Consider the following 20,054-nt stretch of genomic DNA (forward strand, 5'->3'; position numbering starts at 1 on the left):
GCTATCCCAGGTCATGATCTACTCCGGACGAACCATTCGTCCGAAGTGTCACCCATGTCCTGGAACAGGTGTTACCCATGTCTCCGGTCCATACACTGCAGCAAAGAAAGTGACTGCCGCCCCGCATAGGGGCAACACAAATAGACCGACACGAAATCGGGATCCGGCGAAACCCAAAAAACCAATTAATCCGCTTCCTCAAGCGCCTCCTCCCGCGGATAAACCCGCACCAAAACAATCCTCGGCCCCTTCATCTTCTTGACGACAATATCGAACCGATCGAACTCGACCCGTTGCCCTTCGGAGGGCAAATCCCCCAGCGCATTGATGACGAGCCCGCCAACCGACTCCGCGCGCCCTTCATCGATATCGATGCCGAGCGCCCGCTCAAGTGAAACCACCGGCAAGCTCCCCTTGCCCATCAACGTGCCGTCGTCCATACGCGACCAGTCGGCATCGCCCTGACGAAACTCGTCGTGAATCTGCCCGACGAGCGCGCCAAGCAGGTTATCGAGCGTGATGAAGCCGATCGGCTTCGCCCCCTTGCGCCCGACGATCGCCAGATGCGGCGCGCCCTTGCGAAAGCGTCGAAACAATTCGAGCGCCGACAGATTCGGCGCGACATATTGCACCGGCCGCACATGCCGCGACAGCTTGTCGATCTTCTCGGCTGCATCCTTCGAAAAGGTGAAGTGGAAGCCGCGAGGAGCGCCATCGCCCGCAAGCAACAAGTCCTTCAGATGAATCATGCCGATCACACGCTCGCCCGAAGCATCGGCGAAAAGCGGATAGCGCGAAAAGCGATGCCGCGAGATCACGGCGAGGTTGTCGCGCATCGGCAAATCATTGCGCAGTCCGACGAGTTCGTGCGCCGGACGCATCAGGTCAGACACCGTCATGCGGCTGAAGTCGAGCGAATGCGCGATCGTGTTCCACTCGTCCTCGTTATACGAAGACGCGCCGCCATGACGCCGTCCGCGCAGGATCAGCTTGAGCTCGTCGGTGGAGTAATGCGCATCGTGACCGTGGTCCGCCGATATGCCGAAGAGCCGCAGCACGAAGTTCGCGCTCGTGTTCAGCACCCAGATGAACGGGTACATCAGCCAGTAAAAGCCGTAAAGCGGCGTGGCAAGCCACAGGCCCACCTGCTCCGCGCGACGGATGGCCCACGACTTGGGCGCCAGTTCGCCAACAACGATATGCAGAAACGAAATAACCGTGAACGCGAAGAAGAGCGACACCGTCTCGATGAGCTTCTCCGATTCGACGCCGAGCAGCGAGAAGAGCGGATGGAGCAGCGTCGCGAACGCGGGCTCGCCGATCCAGCCGAGCCCGAGCGATGCCAGCGTGATGCCGAGCTGACATGCGGACAGATAGGCATCGAGCTGCCCGTGCACCTTCGCGAGCAGACGGCCAGGAAGGCCGTTGGTGCGCGCGAGCGCCTTGACGCGCGTGGGCCGCAGCTTGACGAGCCCGAACTCCGCCGCGACGAAGAAACCATTCAGCGCGACGAGCAACAATGCGCCGATCAGCGCGACAACCTGAGCCAAAGCAACTCTCTTCGAAAGTGGAAAGCGTCAGTATATGGGCGACAGCTGATCGAAAGTCAATTTACATCCCCGCGACCGGCACGCGCACCGACAGCGTGACCTCCGCGTTATCCGCGATGTCGCTGTGCTCGAACGCGCCGCCATGTGCCTCGGCGACGCGCTTGCACAGCGCAAGGCCCCACGCGATGCGCCCGCCTTCGCGCGGCTCCAGCGCCTGCCGGCGCGCGAACGCTTCGAGCACATGAGGCGATGCCGGATCGCCAAGCGCTCGCGCCGACGCGCTGAAGCGCACGTCCGTGCGCCACATGCTGCCCTCGATATTGCTCGACGCCCGCACGGCCGCGCCCGACGGGCTCGCCTCGGCGGCGAATGCAAGCATGAGCCAGAGCGTCTGCAACAGACGCTCGGCATCGCCTTCGAGCTGTTCTTCCGCGAGCGGCGAATCGATCTCGATCGTCACGCCACGCGCACGCGCCACGCTGGCGCGCGCGAGCGCCGCGCTCTTTTCGAGCAGCGGACGCAACGCGACGGGCGCGAGCGCCACTTGCAACGCCTTGGTTTCGGCGCGCGTCGTATCGACCGATTGCTCGATCAGCTTCACCTGCTGCTCGACGCCCGAGCGAATCCCCGCGAGCGCGCGCTGCGCGGCGGGATCGTTGGCGTCGACCTTTCGTTCGAGCACGTAGCCCCAGCTATGGATCGCGTTGAGCGGTCCGCGCAGATCGTGCGACACGACCGAGAGCACATGATCGCGCATGAAGAGCGCGGCCTCGGCACGCAGATGCGCGACGCGATCGGCGCCGCCATGTTCGTCATCCGATGCGCCCGCCGCCGCCGACACGATCAGCGTCACGCAATCCGGACCCGGCAGCGCGATGATCGAGAAGGCGCGCGGCGCGTCGCCTTCGCCGAACGTCACGTGCGCGCGACGCGTGCCGTTGCCCGCGAGCGCGGCATCCGCGGCCGCGGCGAGCGCGGCGGTGAGCGGACGAGGCAACGGGGTATCGGCAAGCAGGCGGCCGTTGAGCGCGGCGGGATCGAGATCGAAGAGATGAGTGAAGACGGCGTCGGCGGAGAGGCATCGCTGGGCGGCGTCGAGCACCAGCACGCCGTCGTTTCCTGCGACGGCCGCATCGAAAGCCTTGTCGCCTTCGGGCTCGACCGTACTGGAAAAAGACGTTGTCACGGTTATGGTTCCTTGCGTGTATCGGTGTTGCGGTTGATGTCGCGAGATGCGCCGCCGCACCGCTCGTCTGCCCTGAAGAATGGGCCGGCGGATGAAGCCCTTTGCAGGTCATTATATGTGAGCGCCTACGGCGCACGCGACGGGCGCACCGCGCGCCCTGCCGCCCCAAGGTAGCAATTCTCGTGCACGCCCGGCGGTGCACTACTTTGAAACGCGTGCCGCTTTATGGGGCGCGCGCAATGGGCTGTAGAAAATATCGGATTGCTATTAATTCGATTTTTGAAGCGTCATATATGAGTTGCGTGTGAACGATTTATTTTTTTCGCGACTATGACGCTTGCAAGAATATAGTCGTGTTATTCAGATCATCGAGGGCGATCGAGATTTGCGATCCGACGGGTCCCGCTTCGAAGACGATCCAACGCCACGCATCCATGTTTTCCTACCAGCACTCGGCGCAAATTTCAACCGAACGATCGCACGCTGGAACCGGTCTTGCGTGTGCAACCCCACTGATAGATACATTTTTCTCTTGTTTAATAGCTTCTTTCATACGCTTGCGCCGTCTCCGGAAGTTATCGACCATCCGGAACCGACGCATTTCCTTCGATTCGAAGTGCCCCGAAGCCAGGCCAAGGCGCGGGCGCGCAGACCTCTTTGGCCCCGCGTCGCATTGACGACACGTCGCTCAGGCGAAACTATTCGCCGCAGGCGCTGTCACGCAAAGGCTGCCAAGCACAGGCGAGCCTGCAGGATTCATAACCCTGCGTCATAGTCATAAAACATGCTGCGCTCCAGCCGGGGAAAAACCGTTCAATGGCTTCATTCCGAAAGAACTTCACGATTCTGATGACGTTGCAGGTGTCCACCTACCTTGCACCGCTGCTGACGCTGCCGTGGCTCGCGCGCGTCCTCGGTCCGGGCGGATATGGACGCCTTTCATTTTGCCTGGCCTTTATCGCGTACTTCATCTCGATCACGAATTACAGCTTCTCCCTGACCGCGACGCCGAAGATTTCCATCAATCGGGCGAGCCGCGAAGAGCGCTCGAAGATCTTCTGGGAAACCATCATCACGCAGGCCGCGCTCGCGTGCGCCGGGTTTTTCGTCGTGCTCGCGCTGACGTGGTTCATACCTTCTCTGGAGGAGTATCGCGAGCTGCTGATCATCGGCTATGGCATGGCGATCGGTGCGATGCTGATTCCTACGTGGTATTTTCAAGGTATCGAAGATCTCGGCATGTTGAGCGGATTCGTATTCATCGGACGTGCGCTCAGCATTCCTGCCATGTATCTCTTCGTGCGCGAGCACGACGATGTCGATATCGCGATGGCGGTCAATGCTTTGGTTCCGCTGCTATCGGGCATCGCGATCTGCACGTATCTGTATTTCCGTCGCGAGATCGACTTCGTGCCCGTGTCGTTCAGGACCATCTTCGGTCGTCTAAAAGACGGCTGGAGCGTTTTCATGGCAACTTCCATCGTCGACATTTATGCATCGAGTAACATCGTGCTGCTCACGTTCATTTCGGGCAACGTCGCGGCCGGCTACTTCGCTGCGGGCGACAAGCTGATCCGCGCGGCATTGAACATGCTATCGCCACTCAAGACCGCGGCGTATCCGCGCGTGAGCTTTCTGATGCATCATGCGAAGGACGACGCCTTCGCTTTTCTGCGCAAGATGTTCGTCGTGCAGGGCTTGATCGTGTCGCTGATTTCCGTCTGTATCTTCTTTGGCGCGCCACTTGCGGTAAAACTCTTGTATGGACCGAAGTTCTTGCCTACCGTAGAGGTGTTGCGTTGGATGGCGTTCGTACCGTTGATGGTCGGCCTGACAGATCTCTTCGGCGTTCAGACCATGCTTCCGCTCGGCATGAAGGCGCAGTTCAGCCGCGTGCTGATGGCGTCCGCCGTGCTGAATTTCGGCTTGCTCGCCGTGCTGGCAAAGCTCTTCGGCGAACAGGGCGCGGCGGCTACGGTGCTGATCGTCGAGACGCTCGCGGCGGCGGCAATGGCCTTCACGCTGCATCTGCAAGGGGTATCGTTGCTCAAGCGTCCAATTGCCGAAGGAGCGGGTTCGGGTACCACGTGAACCGTATGCGGAAATGCGATGTGGATATCAGGACCGGCGTAATGCTTATTTGCGCTTTCGGCAATGAAGAAATTGACGTGTTATAAACGGTAACAAGTGATTCTATTTGTTAACGCGTTTTTCAAATGATTGGCTTTCACAAAGCATTGAATTGCACGCCAAGCGCGCATTAGGCGCATTTGATTGCGCTCTACTCCAAAAGTTGCATTTAAGTATGTGAGTCAACGAACCGACCCATGCAGTTCGAGCCGATATCTTAATGGTCCAAACAGTGTTTAATTAAGCGAGCCTGCCGAATGGAAACGGATGAAACGTCAGTCGAGCATGTGCAAAAGTTAGCCGATCAAGCCGAGAACCTGCGCATGCAATCAGTCGCGGTGCCACTCAAGGATCTGCAAATCCTTCTACAGATATGCGAAACGGCGATTGCTCAGCAGAATGCAACCGCCACGAAATAAGCTTCACGAATTCGTATACGTCAGCGAAACAGCGCTGGCGTCAATGACGTCCCGGGCACGGACCGAGGTAAGTGCTCAAGCCGGCGAACGACGGCTCCGGCTCTGAAGAACTCAGATCTTTACTTGACCTATCGGCTTTACGTCCCGCTACAGAGAGGCTGCTTCACTGGCTGAACTGTGTTTTCGGCGCGACGCAGAATAATCTTCGCAAAGATCGACATCGGGGCGCCCATCCGGCCAAATTGACTGGTCCGGGATTCTGCGGCAGGTAAATCCAGGCCTGTTATCAGGCTTGATGGGGTTCCTCGCACCCTGTGCGCAAGGAACGCGTAATGCTATGCCGGATCTCGTGTGTATTTATCGCGCGCGTATTACATCGTCGCGCGATTAGTACTCCGACACGCACATCCCGGCCTTTCATGTTCCTCGAGGTGGTCATGACGTCCACCCGGGATGCGTTCGCCCTAAGCGAGTGTGTCGCGTCATCTTTCCATAACGATTAGGCCATTCCTTCTCATTGCGTATTGCCGCGGGTGTCGGCGAGACGCCAATCGAAGAGTTGAATATGAAAGAGATCGTCCATATCACCGAGGCCTTCGGCGGCGGTGTGCTGTCCATGCTGACCCAGCTTTCGAACCGCGCGGCGGCGGCCGGTGTCGGCGTAACGATCCTTCATTCGATCCGGCAGGAAACACCGAATAACTTCGCGAAGCTCTTTCATCCTGCGGTAAAGCTCACCTACGTCAGCATGTTCCGCGAAGTGAGCATGAAAAACGATCTGAGCAGCCTGTGGAACCTGGCCCGCAAGCTGAAGGAGTGCGATCCATCGGTGATTCATCTGCACTCGTCGAAGGCGGGCGTGCTGGGGCGTGCCGCCGCGCGCATCGCCGCGCCACGCGCACGCGTGTTCTATTCGCCGCATGGCCTCGCGTTCCTGCGGCGCGACGTGTCGCCCGCGAAGCAGTTCGCTTATCTGAGCTTCGAGCGCATCGCCGCGCGACTGGGCGGGACCATCGTCGCATGTTCGAAGAGCGAGCTTGCGGAGATCGAGACGAAGATGCGCGCGCGTCGCGCACGCATGATCGAGAACGGCGTGAACGTGCCGGAGATTCCGCCGCGCGTCGACAAGCGCGCCAGCGGGATTCTCATCGGCATGAGCGGGCGCGCCATGTTTCAAAAGAATCATGAAGCCTTCGTGAAGCTCGCAACCGAATTGCGCGACGCGTCCGTCCGCTTCCTTTGGATCGGCGGCAATGAGGACGAGTTGCCCGCGGGAACGCCGAAAGGCGCCGTATCGTGCAGCGGCTGGGTCACGCGCGATCGCGCGCTCGAACTCACGTCAGGGCTCGATATCTATGTGCAGACATCGCGATGGGAAGGCATGCCTATCGCACTCATCGAGGCGCAGGTCGCGGGCATTCCCGCCGTCGTGACCGATGTCGTGGGCAATCGCGATGTCGTTCAGCATGGCGTGACGGGTTTCGTCGCATCGAACGTGGAAGATATGGCGAAGTACATCGCGTTGTTGCGCGACGACTCGTCGCTGCGCGCACGCATGGGCGCCGAGGCCAGAGCATCCGCGAGCAAGCGCTTTTCGATGGACGCGATCTTCCGTCAATGGCTTTCGATGTACGAGTTCGACTCCGTCAAGCACGCGCGCGCGCCGCTCGATGCCGATGAGATCGCCTATGAAACCAGCTCCGATTCACAGTTCTGACGCCCTGATATGGACACATCCATCGCCAGCAACAAGCTCGTCTATAACGGACGCTTCACGAGCCAGAAGACCACGGGCGTGCAACGTGTCGCGCGCGAGCTCGTCGCCGCGCTCGTGCAATTGCCGCAAGGCTCCCATGTAACGCTCGCGGTGCCGCCGCAAAGCGGACTCGATCCCGTGCAAGGTGTCGAGACCGTAAAGCTCGGCTTCGGCAAGGGCGTCTTCTGGGAGCAGATCGTGTTGCCGCTCTTCGCCGGGCGCTCGCGTATCGTGAATCTCTCGAACTCGGGCTCCATCTTTCGCGCGAACCAGATCATCTATATGCACGATGCCGCGGTGTTCGACACGCCCGCGCACTTCTCGTGGAAGTTTCGCACCTGGTATCACGTGATGTTCTGGATCCTCGCGCGCACGTCGAGTTGCGTGCTGACCAATTCGAAGTTCTCGCGCGACCGGCTCGCGCATCATGTCGGCGTGCCTGCCGAGCGCATCGGCGTGGTGCCGCTCGCAGCCGATCATCTCGATCACATCCAGCCCGACGCATCCGTGATCGATGAGCTGAATCTCACCGACCGCCGTTACGTGCTTGCCGTGAGCAGCATGAATCCGACGAAGAACTTCAAGCGGCTTGTCGAAGCATTCATGCGTCTGAACGATCCTTCGATCGATCTCGTGATCGTGGGTATGAAGAATGCCGCGATCTTCGGCAAGGCACACGATCTGTCGAGTGCGCCGAACATCAAGCAGGCGGGTTATGTCAGCGATGAAAAGCTGAGAGCGCTCTACCAGCGCGCCGCATGCTTTCTCTATCCTTCGATTTACGAAGGCTTCGGCATTCCACCGCTGGAAGCGATGCGCAACGGCTGCCCGACGCTCGTCGGCCGCGCGGCCGCATTGCCGGAGACATGCGGCGACGCATCGATCTATTGCGATCCGTATTCGGTCGAAGATATTTCAAGCAAGTTGCGCGAGCTGCTGGCTTCGCCTGAATTGAGCGAAGACCTCAAACGTCGCGGCCTCGCGCACGCCGAGCGCTTCCGCTGGACGGAGAGCGCCCGCCTGCTGATGCAGTTCATCGACAAGCCGTGAGAGCAGGCGACGCTACAGATACAGACGCATTTCGAGGGGGAAAAGGCTGGTGAAGTTGGGAATTTATTGTGACTCGGGTATCAACGGCGGCCACGAAAAGATGCTTAAACGGTTCATGCTTGCGCTCATTGCGAGCACTCATGTGAAGACTCTGCATATCCTCGTGCCGACCGCGAACGAGCCGTTGTATCGCTATGTCAGCGACCTCGCGAACACGCATCCGAAAGTGAAGACGATCGGGCTTCCGCATACGGCGGAATCGATACGCGGCGATGTCTTCGCGCTCTGGCGCACGGTCCGCGCGACCGCGGCGAAACTGCGCGCGCTGCGGCTGAACAAGCTGCTCATCGCGCAAGGCACGATCGCCTCCGGTCTCGCGGGTCTCTTCGCCGCGCGTCAGGCGCGCACCACGGCGGTAAGCTATCTGCCGCTCGTCGACGATGCTCCCGCGAACGCGGGCGGTCCCGGCAAGATCAAATGGCTCGTCAAGCGCGCGCTGTATCGCGCGCCGCATGAGTACGTCACGTTGAACGATCATTTGCGCGGCAAGCTGAAGGCGCTCGCGCCCAATGCACGCGCGATGGTCCTCGAAAACTATGTCGACGACCGCTTCGGTCGCACGACGCTTACGAAAGGAGCCGCGCGCGTCTCGCTCGGCCTGCCCGACGACGGCACGACGATCATCGCGCATATCGGCCGGATCAACTTCAAACAGAAGCGTCAGAACTTTCTGATGCAGGCCATCGAGCGTCACGCGGATGCATTCGCACGTACGCTCGTGCTGATCGTCGGCGAAGGTCCGGATGCGGCGCGCCTGCAAGCCATGATCGACGCGAGCCCGGCGCTGTCCGCGTGCGTGCGCATGGTCGGGCCGCAGAAGGACGTGCTGCCCTGGATCGTCGCGAGCGATGCGCTCGTGCTGCCTTCCGCGTACGAAGGCGTGCCGCTCGTGATGATCGAAGCGGTGCTCGCGCAGCGACCGATCGTCGTATCGCGCGTGTCGGGCCTCGATTCATATCTGCCCGATGCGCTGCTGTTCCCCGCGCACGATCACGATGCATTCGTCGAACGCATCTTCGCAGCGCGTGATCTTCCGCTCGCCGCGCTCGCACGCGCATTCAGGCATCGCTTCTCACGCGAAGCATTCGACGAGCAGGCGCAAAACGTCTTGCTGCACGAGAGCGCCCTGCACGACATGGGCGCTCAGTCCGCGCCACGACATTCCAACGTGCTGATCGAATGACAGCGCGCACTTTTTCGAGGGCCGAACATCGATGCGAACTTTGGTGGCTGCCATATCCCTGTTCGGTGCGCTTTGCTGCGCATCGGTGCTGATCTACGCGCGCAGCGGCACATCGGACGCGTATCACAGCAGTCACTCGGCGACCTCCACGGAGCACGCCGCGAACGTCGCGTCACCGAAAATCGCTTGCGGCAATGCATCGAAAGGTGTGTTCTACGGCATCGCGGGGCATCTGGAACATCACGGCGCGTACGGCATGAGCGACTACGCCTTGCAGATTTCACAGCTTCGCGATCTCGGCGTCACGATGTACGCGCAGGATGTATCGAGCGAGCAAAGCGCTCACATGGTCGCGGATTTCGCGCGCGCGGCGGCGAAACAATGCATCGGCGTGCTCGCGCTCGTCACACCGTTCGAGCCGGAAAAACGCGCGAACGAACAGGAAACCTTCGAGCGCGGCTATGCTCTGGGGAAGACGGCGGGGCGCGTGCTGAAAGGTCTCGTTACGTACTATCAGGTCGGCAACGAGTACGACAACTGGACGATACTCGGCTCGGACCGCAGCGGCGAGCATCCGCAGGACTACGACAACGCGAGGTTCATGAAAGCGCGCGGCTCGATCCTCGGTCTGATCAAGGGCATCCGCGAAACGAATCCGGACGCGAAGATCCTGCTGACATCGTTCAGCTGGCTGCATTACGGCTTCACCGACATGCTGTATGCGGGCACGCAACCCGACGGCACGCGCGGTCATCCCATTCCGCACTGGGACATCACCGCGTGGCACTGGTATTCGAACATGGGATCGATCACGGCGGCCGGCGACAAGAAGGTCAACGTGCTCGAACGCCTGCGCGACAGCTACGGCAAGCCCATCTGGATCACCGAGTACGGCGTGCGGCCGACGCACGCGGACCCGGCCGGCTATCTCGTCGGCAAGGATGCATTGAAGGGATTCGTGTCGCTCGCGAAGACCTACAACATACAGAACGTGACCTTGTACGAGCTATATGACGACCAGCGCTACGGCGGCGATGGCAACTACGGTGTGATCCAGGACGACGGTAAAACGCGCAAATCGCGCTTCGATACCGTGCGGGATTTCATCAAGGCCAACCCGATGCCGTAAGGGATCGGCACTTTGGTACGACAAATAAAGCATGGGCGAAACCGTAAATTATCGCGCGAAAGAGCGAGGGCGCAAGTGGCGTACCCGCCCTTACTGCGCCCGTTACGTTCGGTACTTAACAGACGCGTGCAGTTTGTACCCGGAAGATAGCCTTGACGCTTTATTTTCCAGACTTACCGTATCGTTTGACAGCAAGCGATTCGTAACGGGATTCGCGAGTTTCATCCGCCGAATCTTGAGGCGCGATGCCGAGGCACGGAGTGTGCTCCTGGCAGATATCGCACTCCGACGAGCCGACGTGCTTCGTCATGCGACCTCGAAGCAACATGTGCTTCGCCCGCTTTTCAGAGCCTCTCGCGTCTTTAGTCTGGAAGTTCCGACGGCCATAGGCCGGATCAACAACACGCAAGACGTACCGCGGACATGCCGCGCGGGCTCTCTGTTTTTCTCGGCCCGGGAAACAACGGTCAACTTATCGAACTGAGGACGGCGCCTTTGAACACCCTCTATGTGAACTCCGGATCTTCGCGCCCCGGCAAGGACGACGGTGAATTCACCGCGAGCGATATGCTCAGGCTCCTGCGCGATCACCTTGGCATCCTGTTCCTGTTCATCGGGATCACGGCCGCGCTCGCGACCGCGTATGCATTTCTTGCCACGCCCATCTATTCTTCGGACGTCGTCGTGCGCGTGGATCCACCCGATCCGAACGCGCTCGGCATCGCGCCGCAGAACCAGATGCAGATGCAGCAGTCTCAGCCGACGGTCAACCAGCTCGCGCCCGCGGAAATCTCCGTGATGCAAAGCCGCTCGGTGCTCGAACCCGTCGTGAAGCAGTTCCACTTCGACATCAAGGTCAAGCCGACCACGTTCCCCGTGCTCGGCCAGATCGCGGATATCTTCGCGAAGAAGGGACATCTGTCTCCGGCATGGTTCGGTCTCGATTCGTATGGCTGGGGCGGCGAATCGCTTCAGATCGGCCGCCTCGACGTGCCGCCCTCGCTCGAAGACCAGAAGCTCGATCTCGTTCTGCTCGACAACAACCAGTACGAGTTGCGCGACCCCGATGGCGCGATGCTTCTGCGCGGCACGATCGGCCGTCCGGCATCGGCGAACGGCGTGTCGATTCTCGTCAACAGCGCGCTCGGCCATCCGGGCGTGCACTTCGACGTGACGCGCCTCAATACGCTCGATGCGATCGCGCTCATGAAGAAGTCGATGAAGGTGGCCGAGTCCGCGAAAGACACGGGCGTCGTGCAGATCACCTTCAACGCCGACGATCCCGCCCTGACCGCCGATGTCGCGAACGCGCTCGGCCAGGCGTATCTGACGGCGGCCGTTCAGGCGCGCCAGGCGAACGACACGAAGACGCTCGAATTCATCCGCGGAGAACTGCCGCGCCTCGAAAGCGATCTGCGTCGCGCCGAGGGCAACCTGAGCGCGTTCCGTTCCAAATCGCAGTCGGTGCAGCCGCTCAACGAAGCGCAGGCGTATCTGCAAGGCAGCATCGTATCGATGCAGCAACTGGCGACGCTCAAGCTGCAACGCACGCAGGCTTTGCAGCGCTTCCAGCCGAGCAGCCCGCAAGTGGTCAATCTGAATCAGCAGATCTCGGAGCTGGAAGCGTCGAACAAGCAGATTCAGCAACGCTTCGACAGCATGCCCGCTTCGGAACGCCAGAACGCGACTCTCACGCGTGACGCGCGCGTGGCCGAAACCATCTACATGGGCATGGTGAACAAGGCGCAGGAGCTTTCCGTGCGGCGCGCGAGCACGAGCGGCGGCGCGCATATCGTCGATAACGCGCTGCGCCCGTATCGTCCGGTGAAACCGCACAAGTCGCTGGTGATCGCCGCGGGCACGGGCCTCGGTTTCTTCATCGGCACGTTCTTCATCTTCCTGCGCCGCCACGCGATGATCGGCGTGACCGATCCGATGTTCGTCGAGCGCCGTCTCTCGGTGCCCGTGCTGGGCGAAGTGCTGTACAGCCGGCAGCAAGCCATGCTCGATCACGAGATCGCGGTATCGCCGGTCGAACATGCGCCGCTCACTTATTCCGGGGCGCAGAACGGCGGTCCACCGAAGGCGTTGCCCTATGTTCATCTGCCGGAGCATGACGCGTTCGCGATGCCGCACGTCGCCGACACGGATCGCGATGCCCGCGTGCTCGCCACGCGCTTCCCGCACGATCCGGCGATCGAGGCGCTGCGCGCCGTGCGCACGGAGCTGTATCGCGATCTCGCCAATGCACCGAACAACATCGTGATGCTGACGGGCCCGATTCCGTCGGCGGGCAAGAGCTTCGTCGCGGCGAATCTGTCGGTGCTGCTCGCGGAAATCGGCCTGCGCGTGCTGCTGATCGACGGCGACATGCGGCGCGGCCATATCGCTTCGTTCTTCAAGCAGTCGAATCCGGGCGGTCTGTCGGAAGTGCTCAAGGGCGAACTGGCGCTCGGCGACGCGATCCGCTATGTCGGCGTGCCGGGGTTGTCGTTCATGTCGTGCGGCGGCTATCCGGAGAATCCTTCCGAGCTGCTGATGATGCCGGGCTTTCGCAACATGCTTGCGCGCATGAGCGATCAGTTCGATCTCGTGATCCTCGATACGCCGCCGTTCCTCGTCGTGACCGACGCGGCGATCGTCGCGAGCGACGCGGGTTCGACGGTGCTCGTGCTGCGCTCGGGCATCCAGAGCGAGGAAGAGATCGAGGAAACCGTGAAGAAGGTGCAGCGTTCGGGCGGCAGGCTCGTCGGTTCGGTGTTCAATGCGATTCCGCGACGCCCGAGCAATCGTCGCAGTTATGGTTATGCCGCGGCATATACGAGTTCGTTCAAGTCGGCGCACTGACGGCGCGCGCATAATGAAGCGTAGTTGAAGGCATCGCGCCGCGTGCCCGTCACGCGGCGCATTGCGTTGTAACGCTGGCCGTGGGACGTGCTCGATTGTTCATACGTCTTGTCCGCGAGGGTGGATTCGAAGGTTTCGACGCGCTCGCGCCGTCAACCGGGTCGATGAGAGAGACGCATATGAGCGGACCTTTTTCCTTCAGGAATCGGCTCGTGCAATGCCCGCGCTGCCGCAGGCAGGTGGCCGTGGGCATGAACGTGTGTCCGCATTGCGATTTTCATCGCGTGCGCAAGGCCGAGCCAATGCCGGCGCCGGAGCCCGTGCCCGTTCAGGCGCCCATCCCGGTGATCGAAGAGACGCCGCTCGCGGAAACGACCGACCTGCCCTCGCGTTCGATGCTCGTGATCCTGCTGGCCGTGCTGGCGACATTCCGGCGCCGTGCATGACCCACGAAGCATGGTTCGCACCGACATTCATAACGATCGACAGCCCGTTTGAAACGGGCCCATCCAACCTTCGATGATGAAAGAAAAAGCGGCGCTGACCGACCTGTACTACCGAATCTGGGCCTTCGCGATGCCGGTGACGTCGTTCCTCGTCATGCCGTCGATTCAAGGCACGACGATCGGCTATCTGATGTGCTTCCTTTCCGTGCCGCTCGTGCTGCTGTTCGGCGGACGCGCGCGCAAGAGCTGGATGCACTTCGTGGGCGCTGCGATTCTCGTGTGGCTGCTGATGGTCTGCACGTCGCAACTCGCCGACATGATGGCGCCCTTCGATCCCGACTTCAGCAAGATCGTGCTTGTGGACGACAAGGATCCCTTCACGTTCATCATGCGCAAGAGCATGTTCACGCAGTCCATCTACGTGGCTGCGGTCGTGCTCTATGCGGCTTACGTGTACCACTACTACAAGCCGACGTGGGACCAGTGGGTTCTCGCCGCCGTCACGCTGTTCGCGCTGTACGGCATGTTCGAGGTGGCCTATTACATCGCCACGGGGCAGCCGGGCGACTTCATCTCGAACCGCGCATTCGGCGATCAGTTCGGCAAGGGCATCGTGCGCTCGGACGGCACGGTGAACGGCAGTTCATTCCAGCAGATCGACATCAAGGGCATTCCGATCCAGCGCCTGAAGGCGCTCACCGGCGAGCCGTCGATGTACGCGATGTCCATCTTTCCGTTCTGGGTCTACTTCAACGCGACGTCGCGCGTGCGCTGGCCGGTGTGGGTGATCGGCCTGTCGCTGCTCATGACGACGTCGTCGACGGTGCTGATCGGTTACGCGGTCTATTCGCTCATCCGCGTGCGCAAGCTCGGCATCAATCCGGTGAAAGCGCTGATCGGCCTTTTCGTGCTGTGCGTGATCGCATATCTTTTGCAGGATTACATCGCCGATCTCTTCAAGCAGATGGTGGTGGACAAGCTCGAACAGAAAACCGAGTCGGGCTCGGACCGCTCGCTGCTGTTCGTAGAATCGATGCGCCTGTGGTTCAATGCGTCGCCGCTCAATCAGATCTTCGGCATCGGCTTCGGCTATATCCGCTCGACCGATCTGTTCTCGACGCTGCTCGTCAATACGGGTGTCGTCGGCACGGTGTTCATCAGCTCGCTGATGCTTTACCCGGCGTTCAAGCTCGACTGGGACCCGCGCGGCATGGCGCTGCGCCAGTGCTGTGCCGCGACCTGGACGATGATGATGGTGTCCGTGCCCGAGTTCGCCTATCTTGCGCCCTGGACGCTGGTCGCGATGGCGTACGTGCGCGTGCGCGCGCTCAAGATCGCGAGGCAGCAGGTCGGCGACAGAGCCGCTGCCGCCGCGATGCACGATGCGCAGGAAGGCGCATCGATCGGCACCGCGATCGGCAGGCACGTGAGGCCCGAGATCGGGCCGCGCATCGGCTCGCGCTTCGGCCCGCGCGGCCGGCATCTCTGATCGCCCGAGCCCGGCTCCGCTTCCTGAGACGTTCTACAATGGATGGTTTCGACCACCGGCCATCCATCGGCGATGGCCGGGCAACCAGGGAGCAACCATGTCGATTGTCACGACCGATTCCGGTCTCAAATACGAAGACGTCACCGTTGGCGAGGGCGCTGAAGCCGTCGCGGGCAAGACGGTCAGCGTGCACTACACGGGCTGGCTCACGGACGGCCAGAAATTCGATTCGAGCAAGGACCGCAACGACCCGTTCGCCTTCGTGCTGGGCGGCGGCATGGTCATCAAGGGCTGGGATGAAGGCGTGCAGGGCATGAAAGTGGGCGGCGTGCGCCGTCTCACGATTCCGCCGCAACTCGGCTACGGCGCACGTGGCGCGGGCGGCGTGATTCCGCCGAACGCGACGCTCGTGTTCGAAGTGGAACTGCTGGACGTCTGAGCGATTACGGCATGAGCGCGCCGCTTCATCGTCCCGCCGTGTCGCTGCGCCGCTATGAGGCGGCGCAAGCGTCGGACGTGCACGACTTTCATCAGATCGTGCTCGGCCTCGACGGGTCGATGGAGATGGCCGTCGATGGCAACGGCGCGCGCATCGATTGCAGCGGCGCGTGGATCATTCCGGCGGGCGCGCGCCACGATTACTGGGCCGACGGCGATAATCGCCAGCTCGTGCTCGATCTGCCCGCCACGTCTGTCGCGGTGCCCGAACGTTACTTCGAGCGGGCGCGTGCGGTCGCGATCGATCCGCGCGTCACGCAGGCAGTCGCCGAGGTCGCTCATCACGCGAACGGCGCTGCGCATTTCTCGGAGCGCTTCTCATGGCAGGTTGCCGCGCATCTGTGCGGCGCGCTGATGCACGACACCGACGATTCCATCGACATGATGCGCGGGCTCGATTTCGCGCGCATCGATCGGTGGTTGCGTCTGCATCTGTCTGAGCCGCTGCGTATCGCCGATCTCGCCGCGCATTGCGGCTTCGGCATGCGGCGGTTTCATCAGCTCTTCAATGAGGCGTTTGGCGAGACGCCGCATCGGTATTTACATCGTCTGCGGCTCGATACCGCGCTTACACTGCTCGCCGATCCCCGCGCGACGCTCATCGATATCGCGCTCGATGTCGGGTTCGCCGATCAAAGTGCGTTCACGCACGCGTTTTCTAAACGATTCGGCATTTCGCCAGGGCAATGGCGGAATGGTGGGTTCAGGTCGTTGCGCGGCGGTTAGGTTGGTTTTTTGGCAGATGTTTTGGTTTTTTGCCGGATCCCGTTTTCGCGTCGGTCTATTTGTGTTGCCCCTGTGCGGGGCGGCAGTCACTTTCTTTGCTGCTGCAAAGAAAGTAACCAAAGAAACAGCTATCCCCAGCCTAAGCACTTCACGCCGGCCGCGGCACAGACGATTGGCTGAATGGCCCGGCAGTAGCGAGTGCCCCCGCAAGCAGACAAAGACTTGGACCGCGCACGGTCTGACTCATCGCACCACACGACAAACTGGTTCAGCACCAAACAGCTCCAGCCCGCTACGCGGCCGATGGGTCAATCGGGTTTGCGTGCGCTTCTTCTTCGATGGTTTCCCTCGCATACCCAACGGCAGCGCGTAGCGCTGTGCCGAAGCTATTTCGTGCTGAACCAGTCAGTGAAGCGGTGCGCGGCGGCAGACCGTGCGCGAGCCAAGCCCGATAAGTCCTTTGGGGGCGACACTTAGGCGAGTGCCACCGCGGGCTGGCAAGCATGGCCAAACTGCGTGTGACCGCGGGCCTAAACGAGCTGTTTCTTTGGTTACTTTCTTTGCAGCAGCAAAGAAAGTGACTGCCGCCCCGCACAGGGGCAGCGCCAATAGACCAAAAAGAAAACGGGATCCGGCAACAACACCCATCGATCTAGTCTACGAACCCAACCCCCGCGCCAGATCGGCGCGCACATCCCGAGGATCCTCAAGCCCGACAGCAAGCCGAATCAGCCCTTCAAAAATCCCCGCGGCTTCCCGCACCTCCACTGCAAGACGCCCGTGCGTCGTCGTAGAAGGATGCGTGATCGTCGTACGCGTATCGCCGAGATTCCCGGTGATCGAGCACAGCTTCGTGCCGTCAATCACACGCCATGCGTTCGCGCGCTGCTGCTCCTGCGTATCGCCCTTCAGTTCGAACGATACGATCGCGCCACCCGCCTTCTGCTGCTTCTTCGCGATCGCATGTTGCGGATGCGATTCGAGCCCCGGATAGAACACGCGATTCACAGCCGGATGCGCTTCGAGCCAGCGCGCGATCTCCAGCGCATTCGCCGACTGCTTCTCGACGCGCAGCGCGAGCGTCTCCATGCCCTTCAACAGCACCCATGCGTTGAAGGCCGACATCGTCGGACCGGCGCTGCGCACGAACGGAAACACCGTCTCCATGATGAAGCGCTTCGAGCCGACGAGCGCGCCGCCGAGCACGCGGCCCTGACCGTCGAGAAACTTCGTGGCCGAATGCATCACGACGTCCGCGCCGAGTTTCAGCGGTTGTTGCAACGCCGGACTGCAAAAGCAGTTATCGACGACGAAGATCGCCCCGTTATGCTTCGCGATCTTCGCGATCGCCTCGATGTCCGCGATCTCCGTCAGCGGATTCGACGGCGTCTCCAGAAAGAACATCTTCGTCTCGGGCCTCACGGCCGCCTGCCATTCGTCGGGCTTCGTCGGATCGACGAACGTCGTCGTGATGCCGAACTTCGGGAAGATCTGCGTGAACATGCCGATCGTCGATCCGAACAGGCTCTTCGAACTCACGATGTGATCGCCCTGCTGCATCGACGCCATCACGACCGACAATATCGCCGACATGCCCGATGCCGTCGCCATGCAGGCTTCGCCGCCTTCGAGCGCAGCGAGGCGGTTCTGAAACATCGTGACGGTGGGGTTGGTAAAGCGTGAATACGTGTACGCTTCTTCGGAATTCCTGAAGCGCTCGGCCGCTTCCGCCGCGCTCGAAAAGCAGAAGCTCGACGTGAGAAAGAGCGCCTCGGCATGCTCGTTGAATTCGCTGCGCAAGGTCCCCGCGCGCACGGCGAGCGTATCGAAGCTCAGGTTGTCGTCCATGTTTTTCTCCCTTGTTTCAAGGCCCGCGACGCAAAAAAGCCCGCTTGGTCCTTGCAGACGAAGCGGGCTCTTGTAAAGCGCCGAAGACTTACTCGACCGATAGCTGCAGATGCAACTGTGAGCGCGTCATGCCGCCTTCCTGCGCTTCGCTCGCCGCGTCACGATCCGACTGCGATTGCGGCGCAAGACGCGCCGTCTCGATGCGATCGAGATAATCGGTCGTCACGTCGCCGGTGATGTAGTTGCCGTCGAAGCACGAAGCCTCGAATTCCTTCAGCGCCGGATTGATGTCGCGGATCGCGTTCTTCAAGTCTTCCACGTCCTGATAGACGAGATAATCCGCGCCGATCATGCGCGCGACTTCCTCGTCGCTGCGGCCGTGCGCGACGAGTTCGCCGCGCGTCGGCATGTCGATGCCGTACACGTTCGGGAACTTCACCGGCGGCGCGGCGGACGCGAAGATCACCTTGTTCGCGCCGGCATCGCGGGCCATCTGCACGATTTCATGCGAGGTCGTGCCGCGCACGATGGAATCGTCGACGATCAGCACGTTCTTGCCCTTGAATTCGATGCCCATCGCGTTCAGCTTCTGGCGCACCGACTTCTTGCGCACCGCCTGGCCCGGCATGATGAAGGTGCGGCCCACGTAGCGGTTCTTGAAGAAGCCCTCGCGATACTCGACGCCGAGCTTCGCGGCCACCTGCATCGCGGCGGGGCGCGAGGAATCGGGAATCGGCATCACGACGTCGATCGGCACATCGGGCAGCACGCGCTTGATCTTCTCGGCGAGGTAATCGCCCATGCGCAGACGCGCGTTGTAGACCGGCACGCCGTCGAGGCACGAATCCGGACGCGCGAGATACACGAGCTCGAAGATGCAGGGGTTGAGCGCGGGTTTCTCGGCGCATTGATGGCTGTGCAGATTGCCCTCGGCGTCGATGAAGATCGCTTCGCCCGGCTCGACATCGCGCACGAACTCGAAGCCGATGCCTTCGATCGCCACCGACTCTGACGCGACCATCCATTCGACGCCCGTCGCCGTTTCCTGCTTGCCGAGCACGAGCGGGCGGATGCCGAACGGATCGCGGAACGCGACGAGCCCGTAGCCCGCGATCAGCGAGACGATCGCATACGAACCCTTCACGCGGCGATGCACGCCCGCGACGGCCCTGAACAGCGCGCTGGCGTCGAGCTGAAGGCCCGAGCTCGCGAGCTGCAGTTCGTGCGCGAACACGTTGAGGAGCACTTCGGTGTCGGATGCGGTGTTGATGTGCCGGCGGTCGATGCGGAACATCTCGTCCTTCAACTGCATCCAGTTCGTGAGGTTGCCGTTATGCGCGAGGATGATGCCGAACGGCGCGTTCACGTAGAACGGCTGCGCTTCTTCCTCGCTCGACGCGGAACCGGCGGTCGGATAACGCACCTGGCCGATGCCCACGTTGCCCGGCAGGCTGCGCATGTTGCGCGTGCGGAACACGTCGCGCACCATGCCGTTGGCCTTATGCATGTGGAAGTTGTTGCCGTTCGCCGTGGCGATGCCCGCCGCATCCTGTCCACGATGCTGGAGCAGGAGCAGGCTGTCATAGATCAGCTGATTGACGGGAGTCTGGGAAACTACACCTACGATGCCGCACATGGCATGGTCCTTCAAAGAGTCGAAACGGGTAGACAAGGCATGGCCCGGATCTCATCGACGCTTCTCTCGAAATTCGGCCGTAACGAGGCCGGCCGAAGCGT

At 61.3% G+C, this 20,054-nt stretch carries 14 protein-coding genes and 1 pseudogene; 11 read left to right on the forward strand and 4 right to left on the reverse strand.

The window, feature by feature from the left end:
* Positions 1 to 185: 185 nt before the first annotated feature.
* Together QCE73_RS32455 and QCE73_RS32460 are read right to left on the reverse strand one after the other, a co-directional pair.
* Entirely contained in the window at positions 186 to 1,550 is a 1,365-nt protein-coding gene (locus QCE73_RS32455) for a hemolysin family protein (RefSeq protein WP_035502343.1), read from the reverse strand.
* 61 nt (positions 1,551 to 1,611) lie between these two features.
* Positions 1,612 to 2,736, reverse strand: a complete 1,125-nt coding sequence (locus QCE73_RS32460; RefSeq protein WP_309885099.1) for a HAMP domain-containing sensor histidine kinase — start codon at positions 2,734 to 2,736, stop codon at positions 1,612 to 1,614.
* Positions 2,737 to 3,552: 816 nt separating this feature from the next.
* Between QCE73_RS32460 and QCE73_RS32465 the strand changes: the two genes are divergently transcribed.
* The 11 genes and pseudogenes from QCE73_RS32465 to QCE73_RS32515 form a co-directional block, all read left to right on the forward strand.
* Complete coding sequence (locus QCE73_RS32465) at positions 3,553 to 4,827, forward strand: flippase (protein WP_309885100.1); 1,275 nt, start codon at positions 3,553 to 3,555, stop codon at positions 4,825 to 4,827.
* 296 nt (positions 4,828 to 5,123) lie between these two features.
* Entirely contained in the window at positions 5,124 to 5,285 is a 162-nt protein-coding gene (locus tag QCE73_RS32470) for a hypothetical protein (RefSeq protein ID WP_309885101.1), read from the forward strand.
* Between the two features lie 565 nt (positions 5,286 to 5,850).
* Positions 5,851 to 7,002 carry a glycosyltransferase gene (locus QCE73_RS32475; protein WP_309885102.1) on the forward strand — a complete coding sequence of 384 codons (1,152 nt, stop codon included), beginning with the start codon at positions 5,851 to 5,853 and terminating at the stop codon, positions 7,000 to 7,002.
* Positions 7,003 to 7,011: 9 nt separating this feature from the next.
* Positions 7,012 to 8,091, forward strand: coding sequence for a glycosyltransferase family 1 protein (locus QCE73_RS32480; protein ID WP_309885103.1), 1,080 nt, complete (start codon positions 7,012 to 7,014; stop codon positions 8,089 to 8,091).
* A 142-nt stretch (positions 8,092 to 8,233) separates the two neighbouring features.
* The gene (locus tag QCE73_RS32485; RefSeq protein WP_309885104.1) at positions 8,234 to 9,334 is read left to right on the forward strand and encodes a glycosyltransferase; all 1,101 of its coding nucleotides are present in this window, start codon (positions 8,234 to 8,236) and stop codon (positions 9,332 to 9,334) included.
* 43 nt (positions 9,335 to 9,377) lie between these two features.
* Complete coding sequence (locus QCE73_RS32490; protein WP_309885105.1) at positions 9,378 to 10,463, forward strand: glycosyl hydrolase; 1,086 nt, start codon at positions 9,378 to 9,380, stop codon at positions 10,461 to 10,463.
* Positions 10,464 to 10,958: 495 nt separating this feature from the next.
* Positions 10,959 to 13,310 carry a polysaccharide biosynthesis tyrosine autokinase gene (locus tag QCE73_RS32495; RefSeq protein ID WP_051626884.1) on the forward strand — a complete coding sequence of 784 codons (2,352 nt, stop codon included), beginning with the start codon at positions 10,959 to 10,961 and terminating at the stop codon, positions 13,308 to 13,310.
* Positions 13,311 to 13,489: 179 nt separating this feature from the next.
* Positions 13,490 to 13,756, forward strand: coding sequence for a hypothetical protein (locus tag QCE73_RS32500; RefSeq protein ID WP_309885106.1), 267 nt, complete (start codon positions 13,490 to 13,492; stop codon positions 13,754 to 13,756).
* Positions 13,757 to 13,829: 73 nt separating this feature from the next.
* Positions 13,830 to 15,245 carry a hypothetical protein gene (locus QCE73_RS32505; RefSeq protein WP_309885107.1) on the forward strand — a complete coding sequence of 472 codons (1,416 nt, stop codon included), beginning with the start codon at positions 13,830 to 13,832 and terminating at the stop codon, positions 15,243 to 15,245.
* Between the two features lie 97 nt (positions 15,246 to 15,342).
* The gene (locus tag QCE73_RS32510) at positions 15,343 to 15,684 is read left to right on the forward strand and encodes an FKBP-type peptidyl-prolyl cis-trans isomerase (protein WP_035502329.1); all 342 of its coding nucleotides are present in this window, start codon (positions 15,343 to 15,345) and stop codon (positions 15,682 to 15,684) included.
* Positions 15,675 to 16,469 (forward strand): annotated as a pseudogene (locus tag QCE73_RS32515) (AraC family transcriptional regulator); the annotation flags it as partial. The gene QCE73_RS32510 and the pseudogene QCE73_RS32515, both read left to right, overlap by 10 nt.
* A gap of 657 nt (positions 16,470 to 17,126) precedes the next feature.
* Here QCE73_RS32515 and QCE73_RS32520 read toward each other — a convergent pair.
* Together QCE73_RS32520 and purF are read right to left on the reverse strand one after the other, a co-directional pair.
* A complete protein-coding gene (locus QCE73_RS32520; RefSeq protein ID WP_309885109.1) occupies positions 17,127 to 18,317 on the reverse strand; it encodes an O-succinylhomoserine sulfhydrylase in 1,191 nt (396 codons plus the stop codon).
* 88 nt (positions 18,318 to 18,405) lie between these two features.
* A complete protein-coding gene (gene purF / locus QCE73_RS32525; RefSeq protein ID WP_035511212.1) occupies positions 18,406 to 19,953 on the reverse strand; it encodes an amidophosphoribosyltransferase in 1,548 nt (515 codons plus the stop codon).
* Between the last annotated feature and the right edge of the window lie 101 nt (positions 19,954 to 20,054).

Source organism: Caballeronia sp. LZ029, assembly GCF_031451275.1.
Lineage (GTDB): Bacteria > Pseudomonadota > Gammaproteobacteria > Burkholderiales > Burkholderiaceae > Caballeronia > Caballeronia jiangsuensis.